Source organism: Williamsia muralis NBRC 105860, from assembly GCF_001598915.1.
Lineage (GTDB): Bacteria > Actinomycetota > Actinomycetes > Mycobacteriales > Mycobacteriaceae > Williamsia > Williamsia muralis.
The window spans coordinates 212,006-230,680 of record NZ_BDAP01000007.1; the positions used below are offsets into that span (position 1 = coordinate 212,006).

An 18,675-nucleotide genomic window follows, 5' to 3' on the forward strand; every position below is an offset into this window, starting at 1 on the left:
ACCGCGGTCCGTTTAATCCCGGTGCTGGGTATTCAGGTAGGCGGATCGCCCGATTCGTTCACGTCCAGCTGCATCTGCACGCAATCGACCCACGCGCCGTGTTTGTAGCCGATCCGCCGCAACCTGCCGACGTCGTAGAAACCGGCCTTGGTGTGCAGTGCGATGGAGCCCGTACCGGGCACGTCGGCGATCACCGCGACGATCCGTCGGATCGACGTCGATCGCACCGCGTCGAGAAGCCCGTTCATCAACGCGGTTCCATGGCCCTTCCCGGTGTGGTCGGGGCTGAGATAGATGGTGTTCTCCACCGTCCAGGCGTATGCCTGTTTGACGCGATACTGCGCCACGTACGCGAACCCGACCACCGCGCCGGTCTCGTCCGAGGCGACGACAAACGGCATCCGCTGGGCGTTCAGATCCGCACGCTTGGCCTTCCAGTCGGCTGCGGACGGCGAGTCGTAGTCGAACGTGATCACCGTGTTCTCGACGTAGTGGCGGTAGATGTCGGCCACCGCAACACAATCCGGCGCGGTGGCCGGTCGGATCAACACACTCACAGACCGAACTCCGTGCCGGTCTCGCGCTCTGCGAACTCCCACAGCAGGCCTGCGGTCCGGAAGTCGCAGGCCTTCGGGGTGCGCCCGACCAGAACCGGATCGCCGCGCAGGCCGAATCGACCGTCGGGTCCGACATACGCCCCCGACGGCACATCGGGATTCATCGCGTACAGCGTGACGGCCGCGCCCTGTTCTGGCGTATTGGCGAGCACAGCGCCGGCGGCCTCGATCACCTTGTCCAGAGGTGCGATCCCGGTGACCCCGAGGATGCCGGTGGTGGCCCACCCCGGGTGAGCAATGGCAGTGGTGATCGTCGAACCAGCCTTACGCAAGCGACGATCGAGTTCGAGCGCCCACAACATGTCGGCCAACTTGGACTGGGAGTACGACGTGGGGCGTGTCCACGTGCGGCGCTCGAAATGTGGGTCGTCCAGGTTGATCTCACCGGTCTTGTGCGACGTGGATCCGACGATCACGACGCGCTCGGCGATCTGGGGCAGCAAGAGGTTGGTGAGCGCGAACGGTCCGAGGAAGTTGGTTCCGAGCGCCATCTCGAACCCGTCGACGGTGGTCCGCCGCTCCGACGCCATCACGCCCGCATTGTTGACGAGGATGTCGAGCGGTCCGAGACCGTCAGCGCAGCGACGAACGGAGGACAGATCGGCGACATCGAGTTCGACGACCTCGGTGCGGGCGCCGCTGGTCTCGTCGGCGATCTGCTCGGCACGCTCCTTGCCGCGATCGAGATCGCGTACCGCCAGCACCACATGGGCCCCGACACGCGCCAGTCCACGCGCGGTTTCCCATCCGATGCCGTTCGTGGCACCGGTGACGACAACACGCTTGCCGTCCATACGTGGCAGGTTGGCCACCGACCAGCGGGTTTTCATGCGGCCTAGCGTAACTGCCCGGTCTCCGGCGACGAGGCTGTTGCCCGGGTTTCGTTCCGGTCCACGACGGTCCCGGCCCGGCGGCCCTTGTTCGCACCCGTAAACTGTTCGTGTGACTGGGCCCTCTGCTGCATTTTTCACGGGACAGCTGTCGGGTTTGGCGCAGATCGCGGCGTCGGACGTGGCCATGACCGGAGTGGTGGCCCAGCTGGGAGCCCCGGAATTGGAGCTGGTGGGCCCGCCCGCCGCCCGGCCGTTCCTGATCTCGGCAATGGCCGCGGCCTCCCCGGATCCCGTGCTCGTCGTCGCGGCGACCGGACGCGAAGCCGATGAGCTCACGGCCCAGCTCCGCGACATGATCGGCAAGAGGGTCAGCAACTTCCCGTCGTGGGAGACGCTGCCGCACGAGCGGTTGTCGCCGTCTGCGGACACGGTCGGCCAGCGGCTGCGAGTGCTGCATCGCCTCCGGCATCCCGAGGACAGCAGCTACGGCCCACCGCTGAGCGTGGTGGTCACCACCGTGCGTTCGCTGGTGCAACCGATGGCCCCGGGACTCGGCGACCTCGACGCGATCACTCTGCGCGAGGGAGCGGAGGTCGACTTCGATGCATTGATCGAGAAACTGGTCGAACTCGCCTACGCCCGTGTCGACATGGTCGGCAAACGAGGCGAGTTCGCGGTGCGCGGCGGCATCCTGGACGTGTTCCCGACCACCACCGATTACCCGGTGCGCGTGGAGTTCTGGGGCGACGAGATCACCGAGCAGCGTGCCTTCTCGGTTGCCGACCAGCGCAGTCAGCCCGAGGTGGACATGAAGCTCGTCCACATCCATCCGTGCCGGGAACTGCTGCTGACCACCGGGGTCCGGAGTCGTGCGGCAGAGCTCGCAGGCGAGATAGCCGGGACCGGCAACGATGTCGAGCGTAGTTCGACCGGTCCGCTGGTGGAGATGCTCACCAAGCTCTCCGACGGGATCGCGACCGAGGGTATGGAAGCGCTGATCCCCGCACTTGTCCCAGGGCAGATGCAACTGCTCACCGAGGTGATGCCGGCGGGCACGCACGTGCTGGTCTTGGATCCCGAGAAGGTTCGTACCCGCGCCTCGGATCTCGCCCGCACCGGCGCCGAGTTCCTCGAGGCGTCGTGGACTGCTGCCGGTGGCGGGGCCGACGCCCCGATCGACCTGGGAGGCATCCTGCACCTGGAGGCCAGCGCATACCGGTCACTCGGTGAGGTCCACACGCAAACCGTCGAGGCCGAACGGCCGTGGTGGACGTTGAGTCCGATGGGAATGGGCACCGAACTCGCGGTCACGCCCGGGCCCGCACCGCGCGGAGACCGAGACGAACTCACCAAAACGTTTGCCTCCCTGCGTCTTCACATCGGCGCAGGTAACCGCGCCGCTGTGGTCGCCGCCGGCGCCGGAACAGCCGAGCGCCTGGTGGAACGACTGGGCGAGGCCGAGGTGGCGGCGCGGCTGGCCGAACCCGGCTCCGTTCCCGAGCCCGGCGTGGTGTCGGTGCTGCGAGGCGCGCTGACCTCGGGACTCGTGCTGCCCGATGCGGGCCTGGTGGTCGCCACCGAAGCCGACCTCACCGGTGCGCGGGTGACCGGCGCCCAGGACGGGCGACGACTTCCGGCCAAGCGCCGCAACCAGGTCGACCCACTGGCATTGAACGCCGGCGACATGGTGGTGCACGATCAGCACGGCATCGGCAAGTTCGTCGAGATGATCGAGCGAACGATCGGCGGCGCGCGCCGCGAATACCTGGTCATCGAATACGCACCGAGCAAGCGTGGTCATCCCGGCGACAGACTGTTCGTTCCGATGGACTCGCTCGATCAGCTGTCGCGGTACGTCGGCGGTGAGGCGCCCTCGCTCTCGAAGCTTGGTGGGTCGGACTGGCAGAACACCAAACGCAAGGCGCGCAAGGCTGTTCGCGAGATCGCCGGCGAACTGGTGCAGCTGTATGCGGCCCGGCACGCCGCGCCCGGATACGCGTTTGCACCCGACACCCCATGGCAGCGGGAGATGGAAGACGCCTTCGGGTTCACCGAGACCATCGATCAGCTCACCGTGATCGGCGAGGTCAAAGGCGACATGGAGCGGCCCGTCCCGATGGACCGTGTGGTGGTCGGTGACGTGGGCTACGGCAAGACCGAGATCGCGGTCCGCGCGGCCTTCAAGGCTGTGCAGAGTGGCAAGCAGGTTGCGGTGCTGGTGCCCACAACCATTCTCGCGCAACAACATCTGCAGACGTTCACCGAACGCATGTCCGGGTTCCCGGTCACGGTGGCCGGCTTGTCCCGTTTCACCGACACCCGCGAATCGCGCAAGGTGACCGACGGGCTGGCCGATGGCAGCATCGACATCGTGGTCGGCACCCACCGATTGCTGGCCTCCGGTGTGCGGTGGAAGGACCTCGGCCTGGTCGTGGTCGACGAGGAACAGCGCTTCGGCGTCGAGCACAAGGAACACATCAAGGCGCTGCGTACCCACGTGGACGTGCTGACCATGTCGGCCACGCCGATTCCGCGAACGCTGGAGATGTCGATGGCCGGCATTCGCGAGATGTCGACCATCCTGACCCCGCCCGAGGAACGGCACCCGGTTCTCACGTATGTCGGTGCCTATCAGGCGAAGCAGGTCGCGGCCGCGATCAGGCGTGAGTTGTTGCGTGATGGTCAGGTGTTCTACGTGCACAACCGGGTGAGCACCATCGACAAGACCGCGGCGTCCATCAAGGAGATGGTGCCTGAGGCCAGGGTCGTCGTGGCACACGGCCAGATGGGCGAGGACCTTCTCGAGCGCACGGTCACGGGTTTCTGGGACCGCGAATACGACGTCCTGGTGTGTACCACCATCATCGAGACCGGTCTCGACATCTCGAATGCGAACACCCTCATCGTCGACCGCGCGGAAGTGCTCGGACTGTCGCAGCTGCACCAGTTGCGTGGCCGCGTCGGTCGCAGCCGCGAACGCGGTTACGCGTATTTCCTGTACAACGGCGACAAGCCGCTCACCGAGACTGCCTACGAGCGGTTGTCGACCATCGCGCAGAACAACGAATTGGGCGCCGGCATGGCCGTCGCCCTCAAGGACCTCGAATTGCGTGGCGCCGGAAACGTTTTGGGTGCCGAACAGTCCGGCCACGTCGCGGGGGTCGGGTTCGACCTCTACGTGCGACTCGTCGGCGAGGCGGTGGAGGCCTACCGGGCGGCAGCGGACGGCCGGCCGATCGCGACCGAGGAAGACCGCGAGGTGCGGATCGATCTGCCGGTGGATGCGCACATCCCGGTCGATTACGTCGATTCGGACCGGTTGCGCCTGGAGGCATACCGCAAGTTCGCCGCCGCGGACTCGGCCGAGGAGATCGGCGGGGTGGTGGACGAGCTGGTCGACCGTTACGGTCCGCTGCCCGAAGAGGTCGCACGGCTGGTGTCGGTGGCCAAGTTGCGGATGCTGGCGCGCGAACTCGGGGTCAAAGAGGTGGGTGTGGCCGGCAGTCAGATCAAGATCTCGCCGCTCAAACTCATGGATTCCCAGCAGGTCCGACTCAAGCGGATCTACCCGAGCGTGGTCTATCGCGCGACCACCGGCGTGGTCGGCCTACCCATCCCGCGTACCGGCGGCATCGGCAGCGACCGGGTCCGCGACGTCGAGTTGGTGCAGGTGGTCGCCGACCTCCTGCTGGTCGTCGACGGTCGCACCCCGGGCTCGGTCAACATGCGTGCGGCCGTTCCTGCGGCGGCCGGCACGGCAGGTGGCGCGTGACCGAACGGCCCAGCGGCTGGGAGCTTCTCGCGGCCGTCGAGCTGATGGACCGACTGCGTCGCGACGGCCCGTGGGAGCGGGAGCAGACGCATGAGTCGCTGCGCCGGTACCTCGTCGAAGAGACCTACGAACTGCTCGACGCCATCGACTCCGGCGACCGCGACCACCTGCTCGAGGAATTGGGCGACATCCTGCTGCAGGTGCTGTTCCACGCCCGGATCGCGGCCGACCGGTCCGGTGACCCCTTCGACATCGATGATGTGGCAAGGGCTTTCACCACGAAGATCTCGGCTCGCACCCAGGGTGTGCTCAGCGGGAACGAGATCGACCTGCAGACCCAACTCGAGGAATGGGAGACCCGAAAGGCGGCGGAGAAGGCCAGGGGATCGGTGCTCGACGGCATCGCCACCGGTCAGCCGGCCCTGGCGCTGGCGCAGAAGCTACTCGAACGCCTCACCGCTGCCGGTTTTCCGGACGACCTCGTTCCCGACGCCGTACGTTCTGTCCGGGTGGTTGCCGACGGGCCGAGTGTCGAGGACACCCTGCGCGCAGCGGTTCTCCGGTTCATGGCCGACATCCGCGTTGCCGAGGCCGCAGGGCCCGGGCCGAGAACACCGGAGTTCTGGCGCACCAACCTCCCCCGATGATGTGCCCTTATGGCGAGCATTTCTGCAGGTGGCGTCCGCCAAAACCGCACAACATCGGAGGGGCGGGGCTACTCGAAGAGGCTCTGACCCCAGTACTCGCCCTCGTTGACCCCGGGTGGGCAGGCGAACAGTGCACTGCCGGTGTGCATCAGATACTCCATCATCGCGTCCTTGGTGGAGAGCGCACGCTGCATGGGGACGAACTGCTTGTGCGCGTCGCGGCAGTAGGCGATGAAGAACAGACCGGCGTCGAGGTGTCCGAAGCCGTCTGAACCGTCGGTGAAGTTGTAGCCGCGGCGCAGGATCCGCACGCCGTTCAGGTTGTTCGGATGTGCCAGGCGCACATGGGCATTGCGGGCGATGAGCGGTCCGGTGCCGTCGCCGATCGCGAAGTCGGGTTCGTCGAACTCGTCTATTTTGCCCAGAGGGGCGCCGTTGCCTTTGAAGCGGCCGACGATCTGTTCCTGTTCCAGGAGCATCGCCCGGTCCCACGGTTCGATGTCCATCCGGATGCGCCGGGCCACCAGGTACGACCCGCCGGTCATCCACTGTGCGCCGGCGGGGTTGTCGCTCTCGGCCACCCAGACGTGCTCGTCGAGCGCCTTGGTGTCGGTGGCCTTGATGTTGGCTGTTCCGTCCTTGAAACCGAACATGTTCCGCGGTGTCGCCTGCGATGTGGTGGTCGACGACGTGCGACCGAACCCGAGTTGCGACCACCGCACACTGACCACGCCGAACCCCATCCTCGCCAGATTTCGGATTGCGTGTACCGCCACCTGTGGATCGTTCGAGCAGGCCTGCACGGCGATGTCGCCGAAGCTGCGGGTGCGCTCGATGGCATCGGCGACGAAGGGTGGGAGGTCAACCAGCGCAGCGGGTTTGCGGTCGGCGATGCCGAAGCGGTCCACCCCGGCGGGATTGGACGCGCTCGGTCCGAACAGTCCGGGCCCGAAGCCGATGGTGAGCGTCAACGATGCAGCGGACAGGCCGATGGCCTCGCCGGTGTCGGCCGGGGGCGTGTAGTCGCCCATGTCGAGAGCACCGCCTTCGACGGTGTCGAGACCGCGGGTCATCCGCTCGGCCGCGGCGGTCCAGCGCCGCAGCATGTCCACCAACTCTTCTCGGGAGTCGGTGATCACGTCGAACGACGCGAAGTGCAGGCGGTCCTGGGCCTCGGTGATGATCCCCGCCTGCCGTTCGCCGTAGAACGGGACGATGTGGGCGTTGGCGTCGGCCTGCGATTCGGCTGCGGTGGACCGTCCCACCGCAGCGCCGCCGACGGCCGCAGCTGCGACCGCACCCACGCCGGCAGCACCCAGCACCACCCGGCGGGTCACGCCGGAATGGTGTCGGGGCTGCTCGGACGGGGTGTCGGCCGGCTTGTCGGCGGCCCGCTTGTCGTCGGGTCCGTCCACTACTGACCCATCACAAGCCCCGGAACCAGGCTCAGGCTCTGCGACAGCGCATCGATCTGGTCGGAGAACGCCTTGCGCGCTTCTTCGGGCACCTGGTCGTACGACTTGTATCCGTCACCTTCGCGGTACTGCTCCACGGACTGCCGGACGGTGGCGAACTGCGCCGTGATCTTGTCCATCAGTTCGGGATTCTTGGCGGCGATGATGGGCTGCATTGCAGCGATCAACGTCTCGGAACCATCGACGTTGGCTGCGAAATCCCACAGGTCGGTATGGCTGTAACGATCTTCCTCGCCCCCGACCTTCGTGGCCGCGACCTCATCGATGAGCGCCTGCGGACCCTTGACGAAAGAGCCAGTCTCGAAGGTGAAGTCGGGCTTGTCGACCTCGGTCTTGAGCTCGTTCACATTTGCCAGCAGTTCGTCCGCGGCCTTGTCTGCCTCGGTCTTGTTGTCTGTCTTCTGGGCGTTGTCGAAGTCGGCCTGGGTCACATCACCGGGGTTCTCGCCCACATCGGACTGCTGCGGCGGCCACAGGAAACGCTCGAGACGGTGGAAACCGGTGAACGGCTGGGCGCCGTCTTCGGTGTCATCCCACCGCATGTCGATTGCGGGGTCGAGGTCGGGGAACGACTCGGCAACCGGCTCGATCCGCTCGAAGAAGGTGCGGGTGAGGCCGAACTGCGCCTTCGCGGCCTCCAGGTCACCGGACTTCACGGCCTCGACGAAGGTGGCGGTCTGCGCGGCGAATCCGTTGACCTGCCCGCGCACGTAGTCGAGGTAGCTGGCCTTGGCCTGTTCGACGTCTGCCGGGGCCTTGGCCTTTTCCTTCGTCTCCCCGGTGACCTCGAGTTGCTTGCGGATACCGGTGCCCACCATGCCCGGTTTGCATGCCGTCTCGTACGTGCCGGGTTCGACGATCTCGACCGTCAGCTTTCCGGTCAGACCGGGACCGATGTTCTCGACCTCGCCGAGCACCCGATTGTTGTTGCCGTACACGTAGAACTCGGTGATCTTGTTGCCGTTGTTCGTCACGTTGAACGACACGTCGCCGGTCTGGGCGTCGGTGGCCGCGAGGTCGCAGCTCTCATCGGTGGAGGTCACCGCGATGTCACCTTCGGACGGCTCCGACTTGTCGGTGCATGCCGCGAGGAACACGGGGCCGGCGACAGCCGCGCACATGAGTGCAACGACTTTCGTGGCTCGGGTGGGATTCTTCAAGGGGGTGCTGCCTTTCTTGGGTGGCGCGAGGAGGCCGGGCGTCGATCAGACGGTGGCCGAGGTGGGGGTCGGTGCCGGGGGAGTGGCGGGATCCTTGCGCCTTGTCGGCCACAGGAATGCGGTCATGACGACGACGAGGTAGGCCGCCCAGCCGACCACCTGGAGCACGGTGGGATCGGGCCGGAAGTTGAAGATGCCGGCCAGAACCGTGCCGTACCAGGACGTCTGGTCGTAGTGGTCGGTGATGTCGAAGGCGATGTTCGACAATCCCGGGATCCAGTTGACGGTCTGCAGTGCACGGATCGCGTAGGCGAGCATCCCGGCGGCCACGAACACCAGGAACGCGCCGGTGTAGGTGAAGAACTTCTGGAAATTGATCCGGACGGTGCCCTGGTACAGGAGGACGGTCAGCGCCACCGCCCCGACCACGCCGATGATCAGGCCGATCAGGGGCCAGTTGCTTCCCGATGTGTTCTCCGCGTACCCGACCATCAGGAGGGCGGTCTCGACGCCCTCGCGACCGACGGCCAGGAACGACAGCAGGACAACCGCGCCGGCCCCCACTTCGAGGGCCCGGGTCATGGACTGCCTGAGTTCACCGGAGATCGACGCGGCGGCCTTCTTCATCCACAGCACCATGAACGTCACGATGACCACTGCGGCCAGTGACGTCACTCCCGCGATCGCTTCAGCGGTGAGTCCGGTGAGGGTGGAGGTGCCGTAGTGGATGGCCGCGAAGATGATCAGCACCATGGCGACCGCGGCGCCCACCCCGAGCCACACCCATTTCAGGGCGTCGCGGCGGTCGGACTTCACGAGGAACGCGACGAGGATCATCACGACGATCCCGGCTTCGAGGCCCTCACGCAGACCGATCAGCCCACTGCCGAACAGCTGTGTCCCCACCGATGGTGCCGAGCCGGTGTCAGCCAGGTTCACGGTGCGGACTCCTCGTGCGTCAGATTAGGGTCGCGTTGCCTAATTCGGCGATCGTACAGCCAGATTGCAGGAACTCCGAGCGGCTCCCGAGAGTTGGTTGGCTGGGTGTACATGCGCGTTACCTGCGAATACGGACATATCGGGCATAGTGGCCGGGGTGGGTGCCGGGGCACCGGCGATTCGTTGCCCTGTCGCCGGAGATGTGTCGGGCACAGTGGGTGAGTGACCGGTGAGCGGTCTACGAGAACGGAAGTGAGGATGACGGTGGTGCCTTCGCGACGGCGACGACCCCGAATCGGGGTGCGGTCGACTGCCGGACGGACAATGGCTGTCACGGCCATCGCCTCGGCGATGTTCCTGACCGCGGGCTGCCTCGATCTGCCGTCGAAATCGAAGGTCGCCATCCCGGAGGGCATCCCTCCCAATCCGGGTGCGCCCGTTCCCTACATCGACATCAACACCCCCGGACGCACGGCAGAACTGCTGCGCGACTGGGCGACTCCCATCTCTGAACAGACCCGGATCCCGTTGGTGGCACTGGAGGCGTACGGCAATGCCGCGGAGATCCAGCGCCAGCAACACCCCGAGTGCGGCATCACCTGGACCACTCTCGCCGGGATCGCCGGGGTCGAGAGCAAACACGGGCGCTACCGCGGAGCCGACATCGCCGCGAACGGGGACGTGTCCCCGGAGATCCGTGGTGTGCCGCTCGACGGGACGCAGGGCAACGCCACCATCAACGACACCGACGGCGGCGTGCTCGACGGCGACGACCAGCTGGACCGCGCGATGGGACCTTTCCAGTTCATCCCCACCACGTGGGAACGCTTCGGGGTCGACGCCAACGGTGACGGGCGTGCCGACATGGACAACATCGACGACGCAGCGCTGTCTGCGGCGCGCTACCTCTGCGTGTCCGGCGGCGACATGACCACGCCCGAGGGTTGGGAGAACGCGGTCAAGGTCTACAACAACTCGATGCAGTACGTACTGGATGTCCGCGACCACGCCAACGCCTATTCGGTCAACGTCGCCTACTGATTCCCCGCCGTCTCGATTTCCAACCCTCCCGGTCGGTGAGTCAAGTCGGTATGGCGAGGGGTTGGGCACTAGTCTTTGTAGCGATACTCGCCGCACCCGCGATGGTGCGTGCGCTGAACGTGGAGTGACATCCCAACTCGAAGGAGATATGCCGTGGCCAGCATCGATCAGGTCGGAGCGCGCGAGATTCTCGACTCGCGGGGCAATCCCACAGTCGAGGTGGAGGTGGTACTGGACGACGGCACCTTCACCCGCGCTGCGGTGCCTTCCGGCGCATCGACCGGTGAGCACGAGGCAGTCGAGCTGCGCGACGGCGGCGACCGCTACGGCGGCAAGGGTGTGACCAAGGCGGTCGAGGCCGTCCTCGGGGAGATCGCTCCCGCTGTGATCGGCATCGAGGCAGACGATCAGCGTCTCGTCGACCAGGCGCTGCTGGACCTGGACGGCACGCCGGACAAGTCGCGACTGGGCGCCAACGCGTTGCTCGGAGTGTCGCTTGCCGTGGCCAAGGGCGCCGCCGAGTCTGCCGGCCTGCCGCTGTTCCGCTACCTCGGCGGACCGAACGCCCACATCCTCCCCGTGCCGATGATGAACATCCTCAACGGCGGCGCACACGCCGACACCGGCGTCGATGTTCAGGAGTTCATGGTCGCGCCTATCGGTGCAGCGACGTTCAAGGAGTCACTGCGCTGGGGCGCCGAGGTGTACCACTCCCTCAAGTCCGTGCTCAAGGCCAAGGGCCTGGCCACCGGGCTGGGCGACGAGGGCGGCTTCGCCCCCGACGTGGCCGGAACACGCGCGGCTCTGGAGCTCATCAGCGAGGCCATCGGCAAGACGGGCCTCAAGCTCGGCACCGATGTGGCTCTGGCCCTGGACGTTGCGGCCACCGAGTTCCACACCGAGGGAACGGGTTACGCCTTCGAGGGCAAGACCCACACTGCTGCCGAGATGGCCGACTTCTACGCGGCACTGATCACCGAGTTCCCGATGGTCTCCATCGAGGACCCCCTGTCCGAGGATGACTGGGACGGCTGGGTCGCCCTCACCGAATCGATCGGCGACAAGATCCAGTTGGTCGGCGACGACCTCTTCGTCACCAACCCCGAGCGCCTCGAAGACGGCATCAACCGCGGTGCGGCCAACGCACTGCTGGTGAAGGTGAACCAGATCGGCACCCTGACCGAGACCCTCGACGCTGTCGCGCTGGCACACAACAACGGCTACAAGTCGATGATGAGCCACCGTTCCGGCGAGACCGAGGACACCACCATCGCCGATCTGGCAGTGGCATGCAGCTGTGGCCAGATCAAGACCGGCGCTCCCGCCCGCAGCGAGCGCGTCGCGAAATACAACCAGCTGCTCCGCATCGAAGAAGGCCTCGGCGACGCCGCTCGCTACGCCGGTGACCTCGCCTTCCCGCGGTTCTCCTTCTAAGGCTGATCGGTACCAAACGGGTTGATGGATCGATGATGATGGCCGAGAGACGAAACCGGAGGCGGGGCGGCTCCGATGCACCCCGCGGGAACCGGAGACGGACCTCGGCCGACGTGAACCACGGGCCGTCGCGCTCCGGGTCACGAGCTGCGCCCAGTCCTGGGCCCGCCCGTTCCCGGAGCGCAAATCGGCAATCCGCGGCATCGTCGACGACGTTCCCCCGTACCGCGTCGGCACTCTCGTCGCGGTGGGAGAACATCAACCCGAAGCGGGCAGTGGTACTGGCGGCGGTCCTGAGTCTTCTGGCGCTGACCTTGGCCGTGCCCATGCGGACGTATTTCTCGCAGCAGACCGAGTTCGACGAACTCCGCGCCAGCAACGCTCAGCTGCAGGTGCAGGTGCAGGAGTACGAAGAGAAGGTGGCCGAGCAGAACGACCCGGCCTACATCGAAGCGCAAGCCCGCGAGCGTTTGCAGTTCGTGATGCCGGGGGAGAAGCCGCTGCTGATGCAGTACCCGGTTCCTCCGGAGAAGACAGACGAAGAACGTGAAGCCGAGAGGGTGGCGGCCAACCCTTGGTACACGAGCCTGTACAACTCGATCTCGGGTGCCGAAAATTGATGGCCGAGTCCGAACAGGGGCCAGAAGCGGATTCGGCTGTCTCGCAAGAAGATCTGGACGCCGTTGCCGAGCAGCTCGGCCGGGTGCCGCGCGGGGTGCTGGAGATCAGCTACCGCACCCCCGACGGCCGGCCCGCCGTGGTCAAGACGGCGCCGCGACTGCCCGACGGCACGCCGTTCCCCACGCTGTACTACCTCACCGACCCGCGGCTCACAGCCGAGGCCAGCCGTCAGGAGTCGGCCGGGGTGATGCGTGACATGACCACGCGTCTCGCCGAGGATCCGGAGTTGGCCGAGCACTACCGGCGAGCGCACGAGTCCTATCTCGCCGAGCGTGATGCCATCGAACCGCTCGGCACAGACTTCACCGGCGGCGGGATGCCGCAGCGCGTCAAATGCCTGCACGTCCTCATCGCGCACTCGCTCGCGAAGGGTCCGGGGGTGAACCCTCTCGGCGACGAGGCGGTCTTCCTTGCCGCAGACGCCGGCCTGCGAGGCACCGCAGTACCGGCGGATTGGCCGCAGACGCCGGCAGGGGACACCTCGGAATGACCCAGGTTGTCGCCGCGGTCGACTGCGGCACCAATTCCATCCGCCTGCTGGTGGCGCGCGGCGGCGATGGCGGTCTCGTGGACCTCTACCGCGAGATGCGTGTTGTCCGTCTGGGCCAAGGGGTCGACGCGACGGGCGCATTCGCCGCCGAAGCCATCGAGCGCACGCGGCAGGCTCTGGCCGAGTACGTGGATGTGATGAAGGCGCATGGCGTGAGCGCTGTTCGGATGGTCGCCACCTCGGCCACGCGTGACGCGGCGAACCGGGATGACTTCTTCGCGATGACCCGGGAACTGCTCGGCGAGGTGGTTCCGGGCGGTGTGGCCGAGGTGATCACGGGCGACGAGGAAGCCCGATTGTCGTTCGCAGGGGCTGTGGGCGATCTCGATCCGTCGCAGGGTCCATTTGTTGTCGTCGACCTCGGTGGCGGTTCCACCGAGGTGGTCGTCGGCGACGAGCAGGGAGTGCATGCCGCGTACTCGGCGAACGTCGGTTGCGTGCGGTTGACCGAACGGTGCCTGCACAGCGACCCGCCCACGAAATCCGAGATCGACGAGGCCCAGAAGGTCATCAAAGAGCTTCTGGCAGAAGCGTTTACGCACGTATCGGTGGCCGGTGCGCGCACCTTCGTCGGTGTCGCGGGCACGATGACCACCCTTGCCGCCCTGGCTTCGGGTTTGCCCGAGTACAACCCGGAGATCATTCATCTCTCCCGAGTGGGCTTCGACGACCTCGCCCGTGTCTGCTGGGATCTGGTCGGGATGCCGCGCGCCGAGCGGGCCGCTCTGGGGCCGATGCACGAGGGCCGGGTCGACGTCATCGGTGGCGGGTCACTGGTGACGCTGGAACTGGCCCGGGTGATCGCCGAACAGAGCCCGATCCGGGAGATGGTCGTCTCCGAGCACGACATCCTCGACGGAATCGCGCTGTCGCTCCTCGCTAAGAGCTGACCTGTTCACCGGCGGGTCGCCGGAGCGAGATGTTGTTACACGCCTCGCAGACACTTTCGGGGATGACGCCGCGGCGTTGCAGGAAGCCGAAGATGGTGCAGCCGAGGCAGAATCCGAGCGCCGATTCGAGCAGGGCCGCGACGATGAGAATGCCGGTGACGATCTGCGCGGCAAGCCCGAGTCCGAGAAGCGACAGGATCAACGCCGCGCCGCTGACGACAAGCCCGATGGTCTGGGCGAATCGTTTGGGTGGCCCGGGGACCAGCTTTGTCCTCTTGATCAGATACGGCACGATCACTCGCACGGACAATTGACCGAACGGCGACAGAGTCGGGCCGGACGCGACACGTAGGGCGAACCCGATCGCCAACAGCGCGTAGACCACGGGGCTGTTCACCGCGACGGCGACGACGGCCAGGATCACGACCAGCCCGGCGGTGGATCGGGCAGCGTAGTCATTGACCGGATTGGGGAAAGTCAGCACAGAGAACAGGCTACGGACCCATCACCCGATCGCCCACCATTGGACTCACCCTGCCCGAAACCCGGAATTGGTGGGTTTCGGTGAGCGTGAACTGGTCAAACGCTCGCCCGAACCCACCATCATCGGGCTTCGGCGGCGAGCCGGGCTTCCTCGAGCTCAGCGATACGCTCCTGCTCTTCGGCATGCTTGCGCACCGCACCCAGCCCGGGCAGCAGAAAACTCGCCGCGGCACACAATGCATAGCCGCAGATGGGGACCCAGGCAGCAATCGACAACGCGTGCAACAACTCTGGCTGTGAGTAGCGTCCAGCCTCCCCGAAGAACAGCACACCGGTGACGGCGACGCCGACTGCGCCACCGATCTGCGCGAACGTGTTGAGAGTGCCGGACGCCGCTCCCGAGTCCTCCACGTCGACAGTCGACAGCGCGATGTCGAGCAGGGGAACCAGCATGATGGTCAGGCCCAGCCCGGCCAGACCCATCGGGATCACGGTGTCCCAGCTCGAGAAGCCCTCGTCCGCGGACCGGATCGTGGCGATGGTCCAGGCGGTTCCCGAGCTCATCATCAGCCCCCCGATCAGCGGAAGGTTCCGGCCGAGACGGGTGGTCAGTGCGGCTGCGACACCGGCGGCCAACACCGCCCCGATGCTGAAGGGCAGTGTCATCGCGCCTGCCGCGATGGCCTCGAATCCGAGACCCACCTGCACGTAGAGGGCGAGGATCAGGAAGAACGAGGTGATCGACCCCTGGAAGAGGAACTGGATGGCCGATCCGCCCACGAACCCGCGGTTACCGAACAGGCGCAGGGGGATCAGCGCGTCGGTGATCGTCCGCCGCTTCTGCTGGAAGACGAACGCGGTCAGCACCACAGGCGACAACGCCATCAGAACGAATGACCAGGCGGGCCAACCGAGCTGGCGGCCCTCGACGAGCGGGTAGACGAGCAGCAGCACGCCGCCCACCGCCAGCACCACACCGACGATGTCGAGGTCGCGGACTTCCTCGGATTTGGTGTTGGGGACCAGGAAGTACCCGGCGATCGCGATGACGATGCCGATCGGCAGGTTGATGAAGAAGATGGAGCGCCACTCGCCGCCGATGGGGTTGTTGGTGACCAGCCAGCCGCCGAGGACCGGCCCGATCACCGCTGCCATGGCCGTGATGGTTCCCAGGATGGCGAAGATCGGTGCCCGCTCTTTGGGGCGGTACAGCGCCTGCACGCTGGCAAGCACCTGAGGAACCATCAATCCGGCGAAGAATCCCTGCAGTACACGCGAGGCGACCAGGATGCTGCCGGTCTGGGCGGTGGAGGCCAGGACAGACGCGAGGGTGAATCCGATGATTCCGATGAGGAAGATCCGTTGGCGGCCGTAGCGGTCGCCGAGCCGGCCGGCGGTGATCAGAACGCCCGCGAACGCCAGGACGTACCCGCCGACGAGCCACTCGATCTGTGCCGGGCTGGCCCCGAGATCGTCCCGGATGGACGGAATGGCGACATTGACGATCGTGACGTCCATCAGATCCATGAACATCGCGAACGTCAATATCGCCATCGCGAGATTGCGGCGTTTATACGTCGGGTTTGTCATCCCGAGCTTTCTTCGCCGCTTCCCGCATCTCGATACCGTCGGAGATCAGGTCGCCGATCTCCCGTGTCACATCGATGACCGCCCCGGTGATGATCGAGGCGATCCGTCCCACCCGGTGGGCGGTCGACTCGATCATCTCCTGGGCTGTGTCTTTGTTTCGCTCGAATCGCGAGACCATGGGACCCTTCCGTGTCTGCGCTGACAGCGGCCCAGCCCCTGGTGACGGGTGCTAAGCGGCGACTTTGGACTCGACCTTAACACTGAACTGGGCGTCATCTGCCACCAGAAAATTCGGAAGGGACAGACGCGCGATCTTGCGCCAGGTCGAGCCGATCTGGTGGCTGAAACTGCCGGTGTTGTAAGGCAATCCGTATCGTTCGCACAGTTCCTTGACCTCGCCTGCGATCTGCGGGTACCGGTTGGCCGGGATGTCCGGGAACAGGTGGTGCTCGATCTGGTGCGACAGGTTGCCGCTCATGATGTGGAACAGGGGTGTGCCGGTGATGTTGGCCGACCCCAGCATCTGCCGCAGGTACCACTGGCCGCGGGTCTCGTTCTCGGTCTCTTCCTGGGTGAAAGTCTGTACGCCCGAAGGGAAGTGGCCGCAGAAGATGATCGAGAAGGTCCACAGGTTACGGATGAGGTTGGCGCTGACGTTGCCGACCAGTGTCGTGACGAAGAACGGTCCGGTGAGCGCCGGGTAGACCACGTAGTCCTTGAGGACCTGGCGGCGGGCTTTGCGCCACATCCCCTTGGCGAGACCCTTGATGTCGGTCCACATGCGCTTGCCCTGGACGATGTTCTCCACCTCGAGGTCGTGCAGCATCACGCCCCACTCGAACAGCGCCATCAGCGCGCCGGCCCAGATCAGGTTGCCGAGGTAGTAGGGGTTCCAGCTCTGGTCGCGGTCCATGCGCAGGATGCCGTAGCCGATGTCGCGGTCCTGGCCGACGATGTTGGTGAAGGTGTGGTGCATGTAGTTGTGGCTGTGGCGCCACTGGTCGGCGGGACAGACTGTGTCCCACTCGAACTCGCGCGAGTTCAGGCTCTGCTCGCGCATCCAGTCGTACTGACCGTGCATCACGTTGTGGCCGATCTCCATGTTGTCGAGGATCTTCGACACGCTCAGTGCCCCGACTCCGGCGAGCCAGGCCGGCGGGATGAACGGGAAGTACATGAGTGCGCGGCCGGCGACCTCGAGGGTGCGCTGAGCCTTGATGATCGAGTAGATGTATTCGCGGTCGGCTTCGCCGAGGTCGGCGACGACCCGTGCTTTGAGGGCGTCGAGCTCGCGACCGAGCTCGTCTACCTGATCGTCCGTGAGAACCAGTTGAGTGCTTGTCATGAGGACTCCTGAAGGTGGTGGGTGGGCGTTGGCGGCGGGCGTCAGATGTCGATGACGCAGTCGCCGACCGGCGCGCTGATGCAGAGCTGGATGTGCTTGTCGGTTTCGCTGTCGGTCTCACCGGTGAGGATGTTCTTTGTCAGCCCGGACTTCTTGACCGCACTGCAGGAGAAGCAGATCCCCATCCGGCAGCCGAACTCGGGTGACAGACCGGTGTTCTCTGCCTGCTCGAGAATCGACGAGCCGTCATTGTCGGTCTCCTTGCCGCTTCCGGCGAATTGCAGACGACCGTGCGCCGGAGCGCCGTCGTCGGCTGCCGGTGTCACCAATACGAACTGCTCGGTGTGCAGCCGTTCCTCGGCGCCATTGGCACCGAGGTGATCGGTGACGGACTCGTGCAGTGCCGGAGGCCCGCAGAGGAACACCTCGGTGGATGCGAGATCCACATCGGAGAGGTGTTCGGCGCAGAAGTACGTGCGCGTCGAGCCTCCTGCCGACTGCTCGTCATCGGGTCGGGTGAAGTAAGTGGTGATCGTCCAGTCGGGGCGGGCAGTGGCGATCGAAGCCAGCGCGTCGGCGTAGGGGTGGTCCTGCGGACTGCGTGCATAGTGGACGAACGTGACGTTGCCCTGGTGCTTTTCGTCAACAAGTGTTCTCAACATTGAGAGCACGGGTGTAATGCCGCTGCCGCCGCTGATGAACAGCATCGAATCCGGACGATCCGAGGGCATCGTGAACGTCCCGGTGGCCGGCTGGAGACCGAGGACCTGGCCGGCCTGCGCGTGGTCGCGCAGGTGCTTGGAGACGAAGCCGTCGTCGTGCGCAGTCAGGGTCAGCTCGATGACATCCTGGCGTTTCGCGCTGCTGGCGGGTGAGTAGCAACGGCTGTGCCGAACACCGTTGATCACGGTGCTGAGCTGCACGAATTGCCCCGGTTCAAAGCCCGTCCACTGACGGGTCGGCCTGAGGGTGAGGGTTACCGATCGCGGTGAGCGGCGATCGACCCGTAGTACTTCGGCCCGAAGATCACTCCAGGTGATGCGAGGGTCGAACAGTTCGAGATAGCGGTCCACAGGGTGGGGCGTCAGGGCTACTTCGAGCACCGAGCCGAGAATTCCGGAGAGTGACTTCGGCATCCGCACTTCCTTCCGTTCAGTGAACAACTGTACACAAACAGTGTCGCATCCCAGGGGTCGGCGAAGTCAAGGGTTTTAGGTG

17 protein-coding genes are annotated in these 18,675 nt (G+C 65.8%); 7 read left to right on the plus strand and 10 right to left on the minus strand.

From position 1 onward, the window contains the following. Window positions 1-32 precede the first annotated feature (32 nt). Window positions 33-557: a GNAT family N-acetyltransferase gene (locus tag WIMU1_RS22750; protein WP_062800572.1), complete on the minus strand. Its 525-nt coding sequence runs from the start codon at window positions 555-557 to the stop codon at window positions 33-35. Further along, entirely contained in the window at window positions 554-1,447 is an 894-nt protein-coding gene (locus tag WIMU1_RS22755; protein ID WP_062800574.1) for an oxidoreductase, read from the minus strand. Before WIMU1_RS22755 ends, WIMU1_RS22750 begins: the two co-directional genes overlap by 4 nt. Before the next feature lie 187 nt (window positions 1,448-1,634). On the opposite strand from WIMU1_RS22755, the gene mfd reads away from it, so the two are divergent. Both mfd and WIMU1_RS22765 read left to right on the plus strand, forming a co-directional pair. After that, window positions 1,635-5,222, plus strand: coding sequence for a transcription-repair coupling factor (mfd, locus tag WIMU1_RS22760; protein WP_062800576.1), 3,588 nt, complete (start codon window positions 1,635-1,637; stop codon window positions 5,220-5,222). Beyond that, entirely contained in the window at window positions 5,219-5,869 is a 651-nt protein-coding gene (locus WIMU1_RS22765; RefSeq protein WP_062800578.1) for a nucleoside triphosphate pyrophosphohydrolase, read from the plus strand. Before mfd ends, WIMU1_RS22765 begins: the two co-directional genes overlap by 4 nt. A 68-nt stretch (window positions 5,870-5,937) precedes the next feature. Here the strand turns inward: WIMU1_RS22765 and efeB are convergent, their stop codons facing one another. The 3 genes from efeB to efeU form a co-directional block, all read right to left on the minus strand. Continuing rightward, window positions 5,938-7,284 (minus strand): iron uptake transporter deferrochelatase/peroxidase subunit, encoded by a 1,347-nt coding sequence (efeB, locus tag WIMU1_RS22770; protein ID WP_062800580.1) that lies wholly within the window; start codon window positions 7,282-7,284, stop codon window positions 5,938-5,940. After that, window positions 7,284-8,465: an iron uptake system protein EfeO gene (gene efeO, locus WIMU1_RS22775; protein ID WP_023962951.1), complete on the minus strand. Its 1,182-nt coding sequence runs from the start codon at window positions 8,463-8,465 to the stop codon at window positions 7,284-7,286. The genes efeB and efeO overlap by 1 nt, the downstream gene beginning before the upstream one ends. Before the next feature lie 84 nt (window positions 8,466-8,549). Next, on the minus strand, window positions 8,550-9,443 hold the full coding sequence (gene efeU / locus WIMU1_RS22780) for an iron uptake transporter permease EfeU (RefSeq protein WP_062800582.1): 894 nt from the start codon (window positions 9,441-9,443) through the stop codon (window positions 8,550-8,552). 324 nt (window positions 9,444-9,767) lie between these two features. Here efeU and WIMU1_RS22785 point away from each other — a divergent pair, with 324 nt between their 5' ends. The 5 genes from WIMU1_RS22785 to WIMU1_RS22805 all read left to right on the plus strand — a co-directional run bounded on the left by WIMU1_RS22785 (window position 9,768) and on the right by WIMU1_RS22805 (window position 14,039). Next, on the plus strand, window positions 9,768-10,484 hold the full coding sequence (locus WIMU1_RS22785) for a lytic transglycosylase domain-containing protein (RefSeq protein WP_062800584.1): 717 nt from the start codon (window positions 9,768-9,770) through the stop codon (window positions 10,482-10,484). 153 nt (window positions 10,485-10,637) lie between these two features. Further along, window positions 10,638-11,918, plus strand: a complete 1,281-nt coding sequence (eno, locus tag WIMU1_RS22790; protein WP_062800586.1) for a phosphopyruvate hydratase — start codon at window positions 10,638-10,640, stop codon at window positions 11,916-11,918. A 113-nt stretch (window positions 11,919-12,031) separates the two neighbouring features. Continuing rightward, window positions 12,032-12,538 (plus strand): FtsB family cell division protein, encoded by a 507-nt coding sequence (locus WIMU1_RS25915; protein ID WP_245969071.1) that lies wholly within the window; start codon window positions 12,032-12,034, stop codon window positions 12,536-12,538. After that, entirely contained in the window at window positions 12,538-13,089 is a 552-nt protein-coding gene (locus tag WIMU1_RS22800) for a DUF501 domain-containing protein (protein WP_062800588.1), read from the plus strand. Before WIMU1_RS25915 ends, WIMU1_RS22800 begins: the two co-directional genes overlap by 1 nt. After that, entirely contained in the window at window positions 13,086-14,039 is a 954-nt protein-coding gene (locus WIMU1_RS22805; protein WP_062800590.1) for a Ppx/GppA phosphatase family protein, read from the plus strand. The genes WIMU1_RS22800 and WIMU1_RS22805 overlap by 4 nt, the downstream gene beginning before the upstream one ends. On the opposite strand, the gene WIMU1_RS22810 is transcribed toward WIMU1_RS22805, so the two are convergent. From WIMU1_RS22810 to WIMU1_RS22830, 5 genes are all read right to left on the minus strand, one after another. After that, window positions 14,029-14,523 carry a DUF4395 domain-containing protein gene (locus WIMU1_RS22810; protein WP_084248493.1) on the minus strand — a complete coding sequence of 165 codons (495 nt, stop codon included), beginning with the start codon at window positions 14,521-14,523 and terminating at the stop codon, window positions 14,029-14,031. The two genes, WIMU1_RS22805 and WIMU1_RS22810, sit on opposite strands and share 11 nt — an antisense overlap. 119 nt (window positions 14,524-14,642) lie before the next feature. Next, window positions 14,643-16,112, minus strand: a complete 1,470-nt coding sequence (locus tag WIMU1_RS22815) for an MFS transporter (RefSeq protein WP_062800593.1) — start codon at window positions 16,110-16,112, stop codon at window positions 14,643-14,645. After that, window positions 16,093-16,290, minus strand: a complete 198-nt coding sequence (locus tag WIMU1_RS22820; RefSeq protein ID WP_023962967.1) for a hypothetical protein — start codon at window positions 16,288-16,290, stop codon at window positions 16,093-16,095. The genes WIMU1_RS22815 and WIMU1_RS22820 overlap by 20 nt, the downstream gene beginning before the upstream one ends. Window positions 16,291-16,341: 51 nt before the next feature. Then, window positions 16,342-17,457: a fatty acid desaturase family protein gene (locus WIMU1_RS22825; protein WP_084248494.1), complete on the minus strand. Its 1,116-nt coding sequence runs from the start codon at window positions 17,455-17,457 to the stop codon at window positions 16,342-16,344. Window positions 17,458-17,498: 41 nt separating this feature from the next. Further along, window positions 17,499-18,593, minus strand: a complete 1,095-nt coding sequence (locus WIMU1_RS22830) for a ferredoxin reductase (RefSeq protein WP_062800597.1) — start codon at window positions 18,591-18,593, stop codon at window positions 17,499-17,501. Window positions 18,594-18,675: the final 82 nt, after the last annotated feature.

What these genes read in the sequence shown, in the direction of transcription:
- WIMU1_RS22800 (WP_062800588.1), top strand. Translation starts at nt 12,538, where the DNA reads ATGGCCGAGTCCGAACAGGGGCCAGAAGCGGATTCGGCTGTCTCGCAA.
- WIMU1_RS22785 (WP_062800584.1), top strand. Translation starts at nt 9,768, where the DNA reads ATGGCTGTCACGGCCATCGCCTCGGCGATGTTCCTGACCGCGGGCTGC.
- WIMU1_RS22805 (WP_062800590.1), top strand. Translation starts at nt 13,086, where the DNA reads ATGACCCAGGTTGTCGCCGCGGTCGACTGCGGCACCAATTCCATCCGC.
- mfd (WP_062800576.1), top strand. Translation starts at nt 1,635, where the DNA reads ATGACCGGAGTGGTGGCCCAGCTGGGAGCCCCGGAATTGGAGCTGGTG.
- WIMU1_RS22830 (WP_062800597.1), bottom strand. Translation starts at nt 18,593, where the DNA reads ATGCCGAAGTCACTCTCCGGAATTCTCGGCTCGGTGCTCGAAGTAGCC.
- WIMU1_RS22815 (WP_062800593.1), bottom strand. Translation starts at nt 16,112, where the DNA reads ATGACAAACCCGACGTATAAACGCCGCAATCTCGCGATGGCGATATTG.
- efeO (WP_023962951.1), bottom strand. Translation starts at nt 8,465, where the DNA reads ATGTGCGCGGCTGTCGCCGGCCCCGTGTTCCTCGCGGCATGCACCGAC.
- WIMU1_RS22825 (WP_084248494.1), bottom strand. Translation starts at nt 17,457, where the DNA reads ATGACAAGCACTCAACTGGTTCTCACGGACGATCAGGTAGACGAGCTC.
- WIMU1_RS22820 (WP_023962967.1), bottom strand. Translation starts at nt 16,290, where the DNA reads ATGGTCTCGCGATTCGAGCGAAACAAAGACACAGCCCAGGAGATGATC.
- WIMU1_RS22755 (WP_062800574.1), bottom strand. Translation starts at nt 1,447, where the DNA reads ATGAAAACCCGCTGGTCGGTGGCCAACCTGCCACGTATGGACGGCAAG.